We start from the raw sequence: 15,236 nt of genomic DNA on the forward strand, positions 1-15,236 counted from the left end.
GTCAGATCCCGATCGCGAGGTAGGCCATGCCCGACGTGTTGTCGTCGGCCGAAAAGACCGCGAAGCCGCTGGACGTGATGCCGGACGTGATCAGCACCGGCGGATTGTCCTGGCTGTCCGCACCGCCCGCGACGCCGCCACAGGGCGTCACGGCGAAACAGGCGGACGGGAAGGCGATTGGGAAGAGCGTGTTGGTTGTGGTGTTGGGCGGCGCGCTGAAGCGCCCCCATTGCAGCAACAAGCCGCCGGTGCCGGGCAGATAGGCATAGCCATTCTGGGCCAGGCTGCGCGCCAGGCCGGATAGGGCCGCCGGCGTGATGGCCTTATCCGTTTCGATGCCTGCGGCGACGTCGGCCGCGCTGGCGGCCGTGACGGTCAGTTCGCGGCTTGCGCTCAGGTCGCCGCCACCCGACACCAGGCCCGCCCCGGTGATGGTGCGGGCGATCAGGGCGGCGAAGGCGTCGGCGAAATTATCGCTGTCCGGCGCGATCAGTTCGCCCAGCGCATCGAGCACCTGGCGCAATTTGGCGGGCGTGATGATCCGTTCGTCATCGGTGCCGGCGGCGGCTTCGGCGGCGGTCGCGATTTCCGCGACGCCCTTCACCGTTTCGGTCGCCGGGGGCATCAGGAATGTGTTGTCGCCAAAGACGATGTCGCCGGCGACGCCGTTGGAAAAAGCGATGTCCAGCGCCAGCAGGAAGAAGGCGATCGACACCTTGCGAAAAAGGGGCGTTGCCTGGCTGTAGACCGCGAACAGCGTGCCATCGGCCAGATAGAGACCAAGGCCGCGCAGCTCGTAGATGTCGGTGCTGACGTCCTGCGCCGTCATGTGGATGACGGTTTCGCTGACGACTGCGCCCGACACGGTATCGAGCCGCTTGATCTCGCCAGGCAGGGCCGTGATGGTCGGCGCCATGGTGAAGGCGTTGGCGGTGAGACCTACTTCCGCGATCTGAATGGGATCGGTGCCGCCGCCCTGGGCGTCGACCAGCGCATCAAGGCCAGCGGCGGTGATCATGAACAGGATGGGGTCCATGTCAGGCCTCCAGATAAGCGCCGGCGAGCGTCAGGATCGGTTCGCCGTCGCGGGTTTGCAGATAAGTGTTCCAGACAGGGTCCAGCGCGCTGTCCTGGTCGGCGTCGCTGTCGAGGCGGGTGAGGCCGCCGGCCTGCGCGGCCGAGATCAGCCAGGCGCGCGCTTGCGCCCGCACGCGAAAGACCGCCTGCATCTGGGCGCGCACGGGTTTGACCTGGGCGATGTCGCGCAGGATCCGCGCGACCAGATTTTCGTCATAGACGACGTCGCTTTCCGCCAGCAGCGGCAGTTCTAGGCGGAAATGATAGGGATCGAGCGTGTCGCGATCCCCGAACCATTCGACGATCCGGATCAGCGGATCGAAGCGATCGAGCACGACGCGCAGGGACGCGGGCGTGCCCTTGCGACGCTGGAACAGGATGGCGTCGGCGATGGCGGCGCGCTTTTGCGCTTCGGTCCAGGCCGAATCCCATAAGTCGATCGACAAGCCCCAGGCGAGCCAGGGGAGCAGCATCGCCGGGCAGGTCGCCGGGTTCCACAGCTGGTCGATGGCGACGGGCACGCCGTCGAGCGACGCCGCCGGCGCGAGCGACAGCGCCTTTTCCAGCGGCGTCGCATTGGGGGGAAGGAGATGCATCGGGCCGGGCATCAGGCGACCTCGATCGTGATGCTGGTCGGATGCGCGGCCTGGGTGCGGGCGATCGGGATATCGGCCGCCGGGCTGATCAGCTCGAGCGTTTCGACGCCCGCCACCTGCAGCGCGCCGGCATGGCCGCTATGGCTGACCAGGCGGCCGAGCTTGCGCCGGCTCGCGAGATAGGATGCCAGCGCGGCCTGCGCGGTCGACAGCACCAGCTGGGTGTCGGGGCCGTAGGCAATGTGCAGCCGGGCATGGATGGCATAGTCGACGATCTGCGCGCTCTGGACCGTCACATTGTCAGTGAGCGGGCGCACTTCGTCATGCGTCAGGACCGCCGTCACCGCCGCGATCTGTTCGGCCGACGCGGTGCCATCACCCGCCGCGCCCAGCAGGCTGACGATGACTTCGCCGGGATCGCCCATGATCGCGCTGGCGTCGGCGATCGTGCCGTCGGCGGTGAGCGCGTGGAAGACATAGGCGCTTTCGGGGCCGGCGACCGAATAGCTGTCGGGCGCGAGCTGGACGCGGCGCAGCAGGGCCGTGTCGTCTTCCACAATTGCTGCCGCGCCGGTTTCGGGATCCGCCGGCGTGACGGTCAGGCGCGACACGCCGAAGAAGGCGGCAAGGTTGTCGAGATCCGCGCCGGTGGCAAAGGGCAGCAGCATCGACACGGCGCGCTCGTTGAAATTCTGGCGCAGCAGCAGTTCGCGATAGGCGAAGACTTCGATCAGCTTCATCGCCGGGTCGCTTTCGACCAGGGCGTCATAATCAGCGAAGCGGGTCTGGAAATCGGCGATCATCGCCGCCTTGATCGCGTCGAAGCTCAATGTCTCGATGACCTGCGGCGCGGGCAGGCGGGACAGGTCGACGGCGACGGAGGCGGGAGGAAGGGAGGCCATGTCCGTCGCATCGCGCGGATTTTCGCGCGCGCGAAGCGAGGGGCGGGGTAGAAGGGGGTGTTACCTTAAAGGATTTGGTGCTGCCTGATATGCGGAGGCCGCCAACTTATCTTGGCTGCGTTTGGCTCCGGCGGCTTCTAGCCCCGGATTGCTATGTCCTTTATCGCTCGGATGAGGCTTTCACCTAGGGGATGTGGATCACGAATGCGGGTGCTGAGCTTACTTAGAAGCACCTCCAGCCGCGATTGAGCTGCATGCACATTTTGAATAGCCATGGTTGCAGCGTCATTTTCGCAAGCGAGATTCCGTGCTTCCGTTAATGTTTCTGCGATGTTACGGCCTTGAGGCGGTCGGCATACACGTGCACCATATCAGTTCGCCCACGCTCGAAAGAGAATTCGACACCTAAGCCGTGACGATTTTGATCAACTGCATCGGTTAGTGCAGCAATTTTCTCACGTGGCATTAAAGGCAGTTTACCAACCGAAATCTGATGATAGCTCCTTCCACTGGAAGACTTATCGTTCCCCTCCAAATGGGCATTCAGCACCGCCCTGAGTGTCGGTGCATAAGTTTCTTTGACCCAATTTCTGTAGATGCTACCGGCGCGAAGCACCTCAGTTTCAGTATTTTCGCATTCCCGCCTTATCAACTCTGGCAGCAAGTTGGCCTTTCCACTTTCTAACATCCTGCGAAAGGGCGGCGTTGACCGGTCGCCAGACCGAGGAAAATCAGACCAGGTCTTCGGATCATGCGCTTCTATAGCATCCCGCAATAAGCCAAAATGCTCATATAGGCTCCGATAGATTTCGCGCAGATCGACCCGGTCGCCTTGATCCTTTGCTAAACGCACGCTGACGACGAAAGTAACGAAGCCAAACACCGCGCTGGTGATTGTGCTGATAATGACGGTTAATGTGATAGTTTCCGGCAGCGTCCACATTTTTGGCGTTATCGGCATTCCATTCGAAAATGTCCACGGTGACCTACGATGGGTTAAAAAGCGCGGCTATCTCTAGTCTATCATTACAATTTTTTCAGATCGCCTGTCGTTACCATAAAATGGATGAATTAGGTTACATCTGCGCCAGGATTTATAAGATCGGCAGCGGCCTCCACAATTAAGGCACGATCGTCGGCCGATAGGCCCAGCAAACGCCGCTCCGGGTATTTCGCGCGGATGACGCGGCCGTCGCGCAGGCGGCCGACCCGGTCGGTTTCGCCGAAATGATGCACCGCCGCCACCTTGTCGATCGCTGCAGAGGCGGGCGCTATTTCGACGCCGTCAGCGTCGGCTGAGATGGACCAGGCCTTGGCGAGCCGCAGCCGTCGAAACATGCGCGCGCCAGCCTTTTGCCGCACGCGCCCACGCTCATTCGCCGACGCCTTGCGCTTTTCCATCGCGCCGCCGTCTGGTTCGACATTGGCGGAAATACGCATGAGGTTCGCGCGGCGGATGGCCTGTCCCAGCTTTAAAGCGGCGGCGCGGCGGCGTGCGGGGGCCAGCCCAGCCTGGATGCGACCGAGCCATTGCTCCAGTTCGGCAAGATCGTCCGCCATCAGCCGGGATAGTCGATATCGACGCCGGCGAAGGGCGGGGCCGGTGCGATCCCGTCGATTGGCTGGTCATCTGTGAACAGCGGATCCGGCTCGGCCAGGTAGGCCAGTGCAAAGCCGCCACCGTCCTTGGGCGCGACGGTGACATTCTGGGTCAGCTGCAGCTGGAGCAGGACGTCGGCGCTGCCATTGTCGAGAATGTCAGCGTCAAAGCTGAAGCCTTCCCGGCCCGGCGATAGCAGATCGGGTTGATTGACGCGGAGCCAGCGAAATATGGCATGCGCGAGCACTGCGATCTCGCTGGTCATTTCGACGATCAGCACATTGGCCTGGAAGGTGAAGCCGAAGGCATCGCTTGTCGTGCCCTGGCATCGTCCTGCCCCGCGTTCGATCCATATGCGCAGGTGTTCGGGGCTGCGCGCCATTTCGGGAAGGGCGGTGGCGATAGCCTTGCGCAGGGAATCGAGCTTCAGCATGTCAGTCCCACAGGTTGACGGTTTCGCGCATGGCCGGGGCCAGCTGGGCGGGTTCGGGCAGGACGACGATCGTTCCCGCCGGCAGGTTCGGCCCGAGCGCCGACAAGCCAGGGTTGAGCTGAAGCACCTGTTCCGTCACGTCCTTCGTGCGGCCGAGCTTTCGCCAGCAGATGGCATCGACGGTTTCGCCGTCCAGGGCGGTGGCCTTCATCAGATGAGCGCCACACGGGTGCGCGGGACCGGTTCGGCAACGCCGATGCTCAAAAGGTCAGCGACCGCAGCCAGGCCACGCCGGCGCAGTTCGTCGCTGGTCAGATCCTTTTCAGCGGCGCGGTCCAGGCCCTGGTCGGTCGCGGTGACGTCGCGGTAGTCGGCTGCCAGATCGGCGCCGGCAAAATAGCGGACGACGCGTTCCCAAAGAAGCACCGCGAGATTGCGACCGTTCAATTCCAAGGGAGTGACGTCGGTCAGGCTCAAAGCGCCGGCCAGCGCGTGGGCGGTGCGCCAATCGGCCAGTTCGCGAAAGGCGTGCAGCATGCCCCCTTCCACGGCTTCGGTCAGGCGGGCCGTGGTGACAGCGCCTTCGCCCAGGCGCAGGCGGTCCCGCACGTCGGCCAGGCGTATGGGAGGAAACCAGCCATCGGCCGCGACAAATGCCTGGTCCGGTTCCGGCGCCGGCACGGGGGACGATATCAGGCCTGTCATCTGCGCTTCCTGTCATTTTCGGGGGGTGGGGATGGTCAGGCCGTCGGATCCGTGCAGGGTCGCCGACCAGTCCATCCGCCCCCCGAGCGCCGTGGGGCGTCCTGTTATTCGTCCGACGCGGGTTGCGCGTCGGCCTGCAATTTCTTTTGTGCGCGCTCGACGCGGTCGATGTCCTTCTTGACGCCGATATCCTTGTAGAGCTCGAGCGCCCGTTTGAGGTGCGTCAGGGCCTCTTCCACGAAAGCGGCTTTGCCGCCCGCCGGGGCGTTGTCGGCGGTGGGGTCGAAGGCGTCGGCGCGGCGCTCATAGGCGCGGCCGATCGCCTTGTGCAGCTTGGCGCGCGCCGGGTCGGGCATGTCCGCATCCTGGGTCAGGGCCAGCGTCTGCATCAGCTGTTCAAGGGTGACGGCTTCGTGACTGTCGAGCGCGATGGTGCCGATCTCTTCTGCGACGAAACAGGCCGCCGTGCGGTTGTAGCGTTCGGGCAGGACCAGGCCGAACTTGAGCACATGTTCGGCGATGCGCAGAGCATAGTCGAAATTGCGATAGTCGATCGCCCAGATCATGTTGGTGACAAGGATTTCGTCCTGCGCGGCATGTCCCTGTTCACCAGCGGCCAGCACGCCCGCAATCCAGTCGGAAAATTGGGCGGCCATGTCGGCCTTCATGGGGTTTCGCGCTTCGATCGACTGGACGTCGGCCAGCTTGCGCAGATCATCATGCAACAGCACGCGCAGCGCCGCATATTCGCGCCCCGCCTCCGTATCGGCCCTGGGCTCATCCGGGGCGGTGGTCATCGACTTGGCCAGCGCATTGCCTGCGCCGCTCTGGATAGCGCGGACCATCTGCTGGCGGCGGCGAAAGGGGCTAAGCATGATATTCTCCTGCAGATGATGGCCGCGCTATCCGGCGCGCGGCCGACCGGGTCGGTTGAATGGAGCATCCGCTCCCCTCCCGGCCATCATGTGGGCTCTTGCGCGATCCGCCCCGGATGGCAGCATCGCGCCGTCAAAGCCCCTGGGTATTAGGGACGGTCGCCGAAGGTGATGTTTTCGGCCATGACCATGAAATCGGTGTCCTCGATCACATAGCCTTCGTTGACCGAGTTATAGTCGACCAGGCTCGCCTTGTTTTCCGGTTCGTCGCGGATGTAGCGACGGCGCGATCCTTCCTGATAATAGATCGACAGGTTGGAACTGCCGCTGCCATTGGGCTGGGCCAGTGGCGTCACGACCATCGTTCCTTCGGGGAACTTTGGCACGATTGCCGCCGGTCGGCCGCCGATCTGCTTGGACGACATGACGATGTCGCGGGTGACGACGTCGCTGATCGCACGGCCGCCGTCGATCGTGTCGGCCAGCGGTCGATTGATCATCGGGAAATATTTTTCGTCGACCAGATCCTGGCTGACCAGGACGACATGTTCGGTCGAGCTGCGCGCCCAGCTGGGCATGCCCGAGATCAGATCATAGGCGAGCGCGTCGATATTCTTGTAATCGCCCGCCGCCATGTCGGCATTGTTACCGATATAGATCGGTTCGGCCGCGCCTGTCGCCGTCGTGACGTCGCCATTGGTGACGGTCGCTCGCCCCATGACATGGTCTGCCTTTTCCAGGCGCAGTTTCTGAAGCCAGCCGATATTGACGTCTTCGCCGTTGGGATTGGCGACGGGATTGGTGCTGGCGGCGGCGGTGATGCCATGCCAGCCCACGGCAATCCGACTAAGCGCGACGGAAATCGCCACATGGCGGGAATAGCGCTGGGCGAAATCAGGGAATTTCGACCAGGCGTCGATGATCTGCCAAGGCAGCTTGGTGTCGAATTCCGTGTCCCAAAGCCGATATTCGCGGTCATCCATCTGGCCGATATATTTCGGCTTGCGGGGCAGATCGGCTTCGGCGGTGCGCGATGCGATCATGTCTTCGGTGCCCAGGCCGATGACCTGGCCGATCATGTCGCGCACGCCAATGACGTTGATCCGCTGAAGGAAGGCGACCTGTTCGCGCTGCAGATCCTCGAGCCGCTGTTCGGCGGTCGGATCCAGCGCGAAGCTGCTGTGCACGCCGCGCGATGGGGCGTTGATCTGGGTGATGGCCGCATAAAGGGTGTCGAGCGCCCGACGGCCGCGATCAGAAAGAAGATATTTCGCCATGAGGTAAATCCTTGGAGGTGGTGGCGGTGAAGGTGCGGTTGGCGGGGGCTTGGGTTAGAAGACGTCCTTGAGGGCGCCGGCATTGCCGTCCGACAGGGGGCGGCGGTTGTAATGGCGGTCGGGGGTTTCTTCGTGCTTGTCGCTCAGCTGCTTGAACTGGAGCGCCAAGCCGTCGACTTCGGTGCGAAACTCAGTGCGGATTGCGCCAAGTTCGGTGGTGATGGTCTGGCCGAGATTTTCGAACAGCGGGCGCAGGGCCGAAAAGGTAAACGCGTCGACGGGCTCGCCCTGGCCATCGGGCTTTGCCGGCGGCGTTTCTTCCTTGGTCGCGAATTTTGCAGCGAAGCCGTCCAGCAGGCCCTTGAGGCCGGTCAGGAAGGTCGCGCCGTCATCCGTCTTGTCTTCCGCAAATTCCAGCAAAGCCGCGTCGTCGCGCGACAGGCGGATGGTGCCGGGCAGGTGGCGGTTGAACTGCAGCCGCTGGGTGGCGATCGATGCCGGGCTGTCGGTCAGGGCGCAGCCCATGAGGTAGGCGAAGCCCTTGCCGGCGAAATTGTCCTCGATCTCGATCGAGGGATAGACTTTCTGCCCCGCGTCATTGAGCGCCTTAGCGTCGTCCGTCACGTCGAAGACGCCGAACAGGCCCAGGCGCTTTTCGGTCTTGCCATTGAAATTGACGTCCACTTCGGCCGTGGTGAGCTCAAGCACGTCGCCATAGGAGCGGAATGGCTTGTCGCCGGAAATGCCGCGGATATGCTCGATATTAAGCCGCGCGCCATAGGTTTTGGGGTCGTAGCTGGAGGCCATTTCCTTCAGCAGCTTTTCGTCGATCGTGCGCCCGTCGACGGTCGAACCGGCGGTGGCAAGGAGAAACGGCTTGGTCTTCATGGGTCGGCTCCGTGTCGGCGGGGGCAGTTTTTGCGATGGCGTGATGAACGGAGAGCCGATCCGGGGCGCTACTGGCAACGCGCGGGCGCGGTAGCAGTCGATGCTACCCCCTGACCCCTTCGACAGACGGGCCGGGACCGGGTGCATGGCATGGCCATGCCCAATGCCCATGCCATCGACAGCGACGACAGTCCGGCGATCAGCCGACAGGTGGCACACGCCCAGCGCCGTGAGGCCCGGTCGCTCTATTGGCGCGGTTGGCGGATCCGCGACATTGCGGCGGACATGGGCCTGGCCGAGGGCACTATTTCCAGCTGGAAGAACCGCGACAGATGGAATGAGGATCCGCCGGTCGCGATTATCGAGGACCGGATAGAGGCGAAAATCGCCACCTATCTCGACAAGCCGGATTTCAACGAAGGCGACATGAAGCGCATCGATTTCCTGATGCGCCAGATGGAGCGCGCGGCGCGGATCAAGAAATTCGACCAGACCGGGAAGGAGGGCGACCTCAACGGCAAGATCGCCGCCCGCAATGACGACAAGGCCAAGGCGAAGCGTGCGGACAAGCGCCGCAACTTCCTGACGCTGGACCAGTGGCAGGCGCTGCTGGACGACTTCCACGACAGGAATTTCGATTATCAGGAATTGTGGTGGGAGCACCGCGACGATCGGACGCGCAAGCTGCGCAAGAGCCGCCAGGTCGGCGCGACCTGGTATTTTGCGCGAGAGGCGTTGGCGAAGGTTGCCGAAGCGATCCTGGCGGCCGCCGGCAAGGCCAGGCTGGGCGAGGAAGAGCGGCCGCGCAACCAAATCTTCCTGTCCGCATCGGAGCGCCAGGCGCTCAAATTCCGGCGCGAGATCGTGGGCTGGGTGCGCCGCGTCACCGGCGTCGAGCTCAAGGGCAAGATCATCATGCTCGACTTTGTCGGGCAATATCCTGACGACGATGCCGGCGAGGCGACAGGCCCTTCGCTCGACCCGGTCGGTTTCTATTTCCTGTCGACCAACAGCGCCACCGCCCAGGGCGAAAGCGGCGATTTCTATTTCGACGAATATGCCTGGGTTCACGGGTTCGCCCAGCTCAACAAGGTCGCCAGCGCGATGGCGACGCACAAAATTTACAAGAAGACCTATTTTTCGACGCCATCGACCAAAACGCATGAAAGCCATGCCTTCTGGTCAGGGGAGGCGTGGAACAAGGGCCGGGCAAAGGGGCAGCAGCAGCCGTTTGACGTCAGCCTGAAAAATCTGCGCCATGGTGCCTACATGCCGGACGGATCGTGGCAGCAGCTGCTGACCATCCATGACGCGGTGGCGGGCGGGCTGGGCAAGCTGGTCGACGTGGACGAGCTGCGCCGCGAACATGGCGAAGAAGAATTCCGCAACCTGTTCGAGTGCGAGGATGTCGACGACAGCGAAAGCAGCTTCCCCTATGCGCGCATCGCGCCGGCACGGGTAGACAGCTTCCTGAAATGGCGTGACTTCAAACCGGCGTTGATCGACATTCCGGGGGCGCGGCCGTTTGGCGACAGGCCAGTCTGGATTGGCTATGACCCCAACAAACAGGGTCGCGACGATGCTGCGCTGATCGTGGTTGCGCCGCCCGAAGACGAGGGCCGGGGCAAGCACCGGGTGCTCGAGAAATATCGGCTCAACGGGCTCAATTTTCAGGGCCAGGCCGATTTCATCCGACAGGTCAGCAAGCGCTATAACGTCACCGATATCGCGATCGACACCACCGGTCATGGGCAGGCGGTTTTCGAGCTGGTCGCCAACTGGTTTCCGCTGGTCCGCAAAATCGAATATTCGGTCGCGAGCAAGACCGCCCTGGTCATCAAGGCGCAAAGCATCTTTCGCGAAGGCCGCATAGAGTTCGATGCCGGGTGGACCGACCTGATGCAGGCGCTGATGGCGATCCGCCCGACCCTGACGGGTAGCCAGAAGGGCGTTACCTACACCGCGAAACGCAATGGCGAGATCGGCCATGCGGACCTTGCCTGGGCTTTGCTCAACGCCCTTTCCAACGAGCCGCTGGACGCGGGCAGCGCCAGTGAAGGCCAGGGCGGCCGCGTGATATTTTTCGAATGACAGGAGCCGATATGACCCAGACCAGCGAGATCGAGCAGGTGGAGGCCGACGCGGTGCGCCACCCTGCCACCGTATTTTCGTTCGGCGACCCTGAAAGCGTGCTCGATCGGCGCGAAATCGCCCAATATTTCGAGATCTGGCACAATGGCCGCTGGTATGAGCCGCCACTTCCGATGGGCAGGCTTGCCCAGACGTTCAACATGGCCCCCTATCATCGCAGCGCGGTGGCGCTGAAGGTCAACCTTCTGGTCGCCCAGCAGGTTGTCAGCCGGTGGATGAGCGCCGACGTGTTCGAGCGTTGGGCGCTGGACTTTGTCCAGATGGGCAATGGTTATCTGGAATGGATCCCGAACATGTCGGGCCGCCTTGCGCGGGTGGAGCATAGCCCGGCGATGCACACCAGGGCGGGCGTCGATCCCGACGTCTATTGGTTCGTCAACGGGCCGATGGGCAATATCCATGAATATGAGCGGGGCAGGATATTCCACCTGCAGCAGCCCGACGTGGCGCAGGAAATCTATGGCATGCCCGAATGGCTGTCCGCGTTGCAATCGGGGCTGTTGAGCGAAAATGCCACGCTGTTCCGGCGCCGCTATTATTTGAACGGGGCGCATGCTGGCTTCCTGCTGTATCTGAGCGAGCCGCTGGCCGACATGAAGACGGCCGACGCTATCCAGGAGAAATTGAGCCAGGCCAAGGGCGTCGGCAATTTCAAAAACCTGTTCGTGCATATCCCCAAGGGGAAGAAGGACGGAATCCAGATCATGCCGATCGCCGACGTGACGGCGAAGGATGAGTTTTCGAGCGTCAAGGATATCAGCCGCGATGACCTGTTGGCGGCGCACCGCACGCCGCCGCAGCTGATCGGTGTCATTCCGCGCAACAATGGCGGCTTTGGGAAGGTGAGCGAAACGCGCGACGCCTATTATGAAGGCGAGATCGTGCCGATCGCGCGCCGGATGCTGCGCGCGAATGCCTGGTTCGGCATGCAGGTGCTGTCCTTTGCTGACTATGTGTGCAGCGACGGGTCGATCATCCGGCAGCAGGGCGACGGGTTCGTCAAGGTGCCGGCGGGCGCGCGGTGATGGGTGTCGCTGCCCGTAGTGCTATCCCCTCGCCTGCCTGATCAATCTTTTGCGCTCATAGTCGTCGGCCGCGCGCCACGCCCTGGGGCTGATGCCTATGGGCACGCCGATTGATAGCGGCACGATGTTGCCGGTAGGCGGAGGCGGATCCTGATCAAATGCGATCCGCGCGGGCCTGTGTCCGCATTTCCTGCAACGAAACAGCTGTGAAACGGACGTCCAGCGGGTGCTGATGCGGCGCTGGCGACAATGCATCATCAATATCTCAATTTCGATAGTCGCGCGCCGATCGCATGCTGGGCAGCGGATCGCGATGTGCCCGTTGTCGCGCACTAGATCCTCAAGGCGAGATGCGACTCGGCGCGACATTGCGTCTTGAGAACAGAATGAGAACGGAATGGCAAGCTGGAGGCTGTAGAGCCCGCTAGGGCACGGCCCGGCCACCCCGCGCGCCGCGCTCGCCCCCACGCCACGCTTCCGGCTTCAACCTCGATTATCCTGCAAAGTGCATCGACTGCTTGCACCACGGGCGGGCGGTAGCCCCTCGCAACACTGCTACATGTGTAACATGGCACATTCGGCACAGGCCAAAGCCGCAGAAATCAGGCGTTTTTGATGTAGCACTCACAGTGCTACCTGACCGTAATCCCGATCTGACAAAAATGTTATGCCTCTGAAATTCAGGGATTTTATGGCGGACAAATGTAACACTTAAAAACTGTAATCTAGTAGCATTCAGATAACAGTTTTGTAGCAGCATAACCCGTTGATTTTGCGGCAATGTAGCAGATGTAGCATGTTTGCGACGCACCCCCTCTTGCCCATATCCTTCGACGCGTTTCTGCCGAAAAACCCAATAGGCCGGCTCGCTAATGGGCAGGAAGAAGAAGGGGCACGGCGCTCGCACTTTCTTGCGCCGCACGCATCACAATGCGCACGGGGGTAATCGATCAGGTTGGTCGGGACTATGTCGGGACTCTAGGTTCCGTTCTGTTCCGTCCGATCCCGCTCTGTTCCGCGAAAGCGTTGTTGACGGCGGCCGAAAATCGCCTAGAAGCGCCGGAATTCCCCACGGGGGCGATTAGCTCAGTTGGTAGAGCGTCTCGTTTACACCGAGAATGTCGGCGGTTCGAGCCCGTCATCGCCCACCATGTGTCTTGGCAGTGCTACTTCTGTAACCAGCTTTGCTCACAATCCCTGAGCCACATTTTTTGCCTGTTCAGCGAGCGTAATAATCTGGATGGCCGCATCAGCTTATGTGATCGCGGCATATTGCGGTGCAGTGCGGCCGCTGCTAATTCTATTTCATGATCCAGCCGCCCGAAATCATCCGAGTCTCGAAAGCCCGTGTGTCCTGTGATGGGTCGGGGGATATTCCCGCGGCGCTTGGGCATCCGCGCGTGTTCCTGGAAATCGACGAGCATGGTTATGTCGATTGCGGCTATTGCGATCGCCGCTTCGTGCTGATCGGTGGTGTGGCCGATACGCCCGATGTCGTCACCAAGCCGGATATTGCTTCAGGCGCCAGCCTGTAAGCTTTTCGGTTGGGTTGCAGGCAGGGTGCGCCTATATCAGGCGTATGATTGATACCGCTTCCCTCTTCACCGACGCCCGTGGCCTTCTCTACCGTCCTGGCCTGCTCGATCCTGATGGCGCGCGCCGGCTGACGGCGCAGGTGCTTGCGCGCTGCGACGACGGCGAGCTTTATCTGCAATATCGCGCCAGCGAGAGCTTCGGGTTCGACGACGGCCGGCTGAAGACCGCAGACTATTCCACCGATGCGGGCTTTGGTCTGCGTGGCGTATCTGGCGAGATGACGGGCTTTGCCCATGCCAATGATTTGAGCGAGGCGGCCATCGCCAAGGCGGCGCAGACGCTGACCTTGCTCGATCCCGCCAAGGATCAGCCTGCGCCGCCGCCCCAGCGCACCAATCGCCATCTTTATACTGACGCCAATCCGCTTGAAATTGTCCCCTTTGCCGAAAAGGTCGCGCTTTGCGCGGAGATTGATGCTGCGGCCCGTGCACGCGACCCGCGTGTCGCGCAAGTCTCGGTCAGCCTCGCGGGCAGCTGGTCGGTGGTCGAAATCGTGCGTGCCGACGGCTTTACTGCGACTGACATCCGCCCCCTGGTACGCCTCAATGTCTCCATCATATTAGAGGAAAATGGACGGCGCGAAACGGGCGTGTTCGGTATCGGCGGCCGATACCTGTATGATCAGGTGATGGATAAGGCGGTGTGGAACCGCGCGATCGATGAGGCGCTGGCGCAGGCGCGCGTCAATATGCGCTCTGTCGCCGCGCCTGCTGGCGAGATGACTGTGCTGCTGGGCCCTGGATGGCCCGGCGTCTTGGTCCACGAAGCGATCGGACATGGCCTTGAGGGTGATTTCAACCGCAAGGGCACCAGCGCTTTTTCTGGACGCATTGGTAAACGCGTCGCGGCACCGGGCGTCACTGTGGTTGATGACGGGAGCATCATGGATCGGCGCGGTTCCCTGTCGATTGATGATGAGGGCACCCCCACGCAGGAAAATATCCTTATCGAGGACGGCGTCCTGCGCGGCTACATGCAGGACCGGCTGAATGCCCGGCTGATGGGGGTTGCGCCCACGGGCAATGGCCGCCGCGAAAGCTATGCCCATGCGCCTATGCCGCGCATGACCAACACCTTCATCAAGGGCGGGCAGGATGATCCGGCCGAGTTGCTCAGCCGCATGAAGAACGGGATTTTCGCCAAAAGCTTCGGCGGCGGTCAGGTCGATATCGTGTCGGGCAAGTTCGTCTTTTCCTGCACCGAGGCTTACAAGGTGGAAAATGGCAAGCTGGGCGATCCCATCAAGGGCGCGACGCTGATCGGCGATGGTCCAACCGCGCTGACCAAGGTTATCGGCATCGGCAATGACTGGGCGCTGGATGAGGGCATCGGCATGTGCGGCAAGGGCGGGCAGAGCGTGCCGGCCGGTGTCGGCCAGCCCACGCTGCTGCTGGAGGGCCTGACGGTGGGTGGCACGGCGGCATAGGCCTGCCTACGCCCAACCGAGCCACTTGTCCCGCCAAGCGTGGGAACCACTGGTTCGGTGCGACATTGGTTCTGCATGAATATGCTGACCGACAGCCACGATGCCGTGACCGCCGACTGGGCGGCCGCGTTGCTCGATTTCTGGTTCAACCAAGTTGGTGAAGAAGGATGGTGGAGTCATGATCCCAGGCTGGATCGTGTCTGCACCGAAAAATTCGCAGAGCTTTGGCGCGACAAAAAGGCTCAACCCGCTGAGCATTTTCTGGATCGCGCCGATGACGCCCTCGCGGCGATTCTTCTGTTTGATCAACTGCCCCGCAATATGTTCCGGGATAGCGCGGACGCCTTTGCAACTGATGCCCTGGCCCGCGAGATTGCGCGCGGCGCGATTGCGCAGGGCTATGATGTGCAGATTGGCGGAGCGGGACGCTGTTTTTTCTATATGCCCTTCATGCATAGTGAAGCCCGCGAGGATCAGAACTTGTCCCTGACGCTGTTCGAAGGCGCGGGCGATGAGAAATGGCTAGATTTTGCGCGGCAGCATCATGCAATCATCGCGCAATTTGGTCGTTTTCCCCATCGCAACGCCGTGCTTGGTCGCGAAACCAGCGATGAGGAACAGGATGCTGTCGCCAAGGGAAAGGATTGGTAGACGTTTTGCCCAAAAATTAGGCAACATTCCGGCG

The 15,236-nt window shown here is 62.1% G+C and carries 16 protein-coding genes and 1 tRNA gene; 6 read left to right on the plus strand and 11 right to left on the minus strand.

The window, feature by feature from the left end:
• Nucleotide 1: 1 nt before the first annotated feature.
• The 11 genes from SAB01S_RS03905 to SAB01S_RS03950 all read right to left on the minus strand — a co-directional run bounded on the left by SAB01S_RS03905 (nt 2) and on the right by SAB01S_RS03950 (nt 8,353).
• A complete protein-coding gene (locus SAB01S_RS03905; protein ID WP_062731839.1) occupies nt 2–1,036 on the minus strand; it encodes a gp53-like domain-containing protein in 1,035 nt (344 codons plus the stop codon).
• 1 nt (nt 1,037) lies between these two features.
• A complete protein-coding gene (locus tag SAB01S_RS03910) occupies nt 1,038–1,673 on the minus strand; it encodes a phage tail protein I (RefSeq protein ID WP_169802545.1) in 636 nt (211 codons plus the stop codon).
• Nucleotides 1,674–1,684: 11 nt separating this feature from the next.
• Nucleotides 1,685–2,575 carry a baseplate assembly protein gene (locus tag SAB01S_RS03915; RefSeq protein WP_062731841.1) on the minus strand — a complete coding sequence of 297 codons (891 nt, stop codon included), beginning with the start codon at nt 2,573–2,575 and terminating at the stop codon, nt 1,685–1,687.
• 316 nt (nt 2,576–2,891) lie between these two features.
• The gene (locus SAB01S_RS18380) at nt 2,892–3,518 is read right to left on the minus strand and encodes a hypothetical protein (RefSeq protein WP_157078271.1); all 627 of its coding nucleotides are present in this window, start codon (nt 3,516–3,518) and stop codon (nt 2,892–2,894) included.
• Between the two features lie 128 nt (nt 3,519–3,646).
• A complete protein-coding gene (locus tag SAB01S_RS03920; protein ID WP_062731842.1) occupies nt 3,647–4,135 on the minus strand; it encodes a phage virion morphogenesis protein in 489 nt (162 codons plus the stop codon).
• Nucleotides 4,135–4,608 carry a phage tail protein gene (locus SAB01S_RS03925; RefSeq protein ID WP_062731843.1) on the minus strand — a complete coding sequence of 158 codons (474 nt, stop codon included), beginning with the start codon at nt 4,606–4,608 and terminating at the stop codon, nt 4,135–4,137. Before SAB01S_RS03925 ends, SAB01S_RS03920 begins: the two co-directional genes overlap by 1 nt.
• A gap of 1 nt (nt 4,609) precedes the next feature.
• Nucleotides 4,610–4,819 carry a tail protein X gene (locus tag SAB01S_RS03930; RefSeq protein ID WP_062731844.1) on the minus strand — a complete coding sequence of 70 codons (210 nt, stop codon included), beginning with the start codon at nt 4,817–4,819 and terminating at the stop codon, nt 4,610–4,612.
• Complete coding sequence (locus SAB01S_RS03935) at nt 4,819–5,313, minus strand: head completion/stabilization protein (protein WP_062731845.1); 495 nt, start codon at nt 5,311–5,313, stop codon at nt 4,819–4,821. Before SAB01S_RS03935 ends, SAB01S_RS03930 begins: the two co-directional genes overlap by 1 nt.
• Before the next feature lie 104 nt (nt 5,314–5,417).
• Nucleotides 5,418–6,188 (minus strand): phage terminase small subunit, encoded by a 771-nt coding sequence (gene gpM, locus SAB01S_RS03940; RefSeq protein WP_083951141.1) that lies wholly within the window; start codon nt 6,186–6,188, stop codon nt 5,418–5,420.
• A 149-nt stretch (nt 6,189–6,337) separates the two neighbouring features.
• On the minus strand, nt 6,338–7,465 hold the full coding sequence (locus tag SAB01S_RS03945) for a phage major capsid protein, P2 family (protein WP_062731847.1): 1,128 nt from the start codon (nt 7,463–7,465) through the stop codon (nt 6,338–6,340).
• A 54-nt stretch (nt 7,466–7,519) separates the two neighbouring features.
• Entirely contained in the window at nt 7,520–8,353 is an 834-nt protein-coding gene (locus tag SAB01S_RS03950; protein ID WP_062731848.1) for a GPO family capsid scaffolding protein, read from the minus strand.
• A 150-nt stretch (nt 8,354–8,503) separates the two neighbouring features.
• On the opposite strand from SAB01S_RS03950, the gene SAB01S_RS03955 reads away from it, so the two are divergent.
• The 6 genes from SAB01S_RS03955 (at nt 8,504) to SAB01S_RS03980 (ending at nt 15,202) form a co-directional block, all read left to right on the plus strand.
• A complete protein-coding gene (locus tag SAB01S_RS03955) occupies nt 8,504–10,444 on the plus strand; it encodes a terminase large subunit domain-containing protein (RefSeq protein WP_062731849.1) in 1,941 nt (646 codons plus the stop codon).
• An 11-nt stretch (nt 10,445–10,455) separates the two neighbouring features.
• On the plus strand, nt 10,456–11,529 hold the full coding sequence (locus SAB01S_RS03960) for a phage portal protein (protein ID WP_083951143.1): 1,074 nt from the start codon (nt 10,456–10,458) through the stop codon (nt 11,527–11,529).
• A 1,075-nt stretch (nt 11,530–12,604) separates the two neighbouring features.
• Nucleotides 12,605–12,680, plus strand: a tRNA-Val gene (locus SAB01S_RS03965).
• Between the two features lie 156 nt (nt 12,681–12,836).
• Nucleotides 12,837–13,064, plus strand: a complete 228-nt coding sequence (locus SAB01S_RS03970) for a zinc-finger domain-containing protein (protein ID WP_021226499.1) — start codon at nt 12,837–12,839, stop codon at nt 13,062–13,064.
• A 44-nt stretch (nt 13,065–13,108) separates the two neighbouring features.
• Nucleotides 13,109–14,551 (plus strand): metalloprotease TldD, encoded by a 1,443-nt coding sequence (gene tldD / locus SAB01S_RS03975; RefSeq protein ID WP_062731850.1) that lies wholly within the window; start codon nt 13,109–13,111, stop codon nt 14,549–14,551.
• Between the two features lie 75 nt (nt 14,552–14,626).
• Nucleotides 14,627–15,202 (plus strand): DUF924 family protein, encoded by a 576-nt coding sequence (locus SAB01S_RS03980; protein ID WP_062731851.1) that lies wholly within the window; start codon nt 14,627–14,629, stop codon nt 15,200–15,202.
• The last annotated feature ends 34 nt before the right edge of the window (nt 15,203–15,236 follow it).

The organism is Sphingobium abikonense NBRC 16140, assembly GCF_001598335.1.
GTDB classification, from domain to species: Bacteria; Pseudomonadota; Alphaproteobacteria; order Sphingomonadales; family Sphingomonadaceae; genus Sphingobium; species Sphingobium abikonense.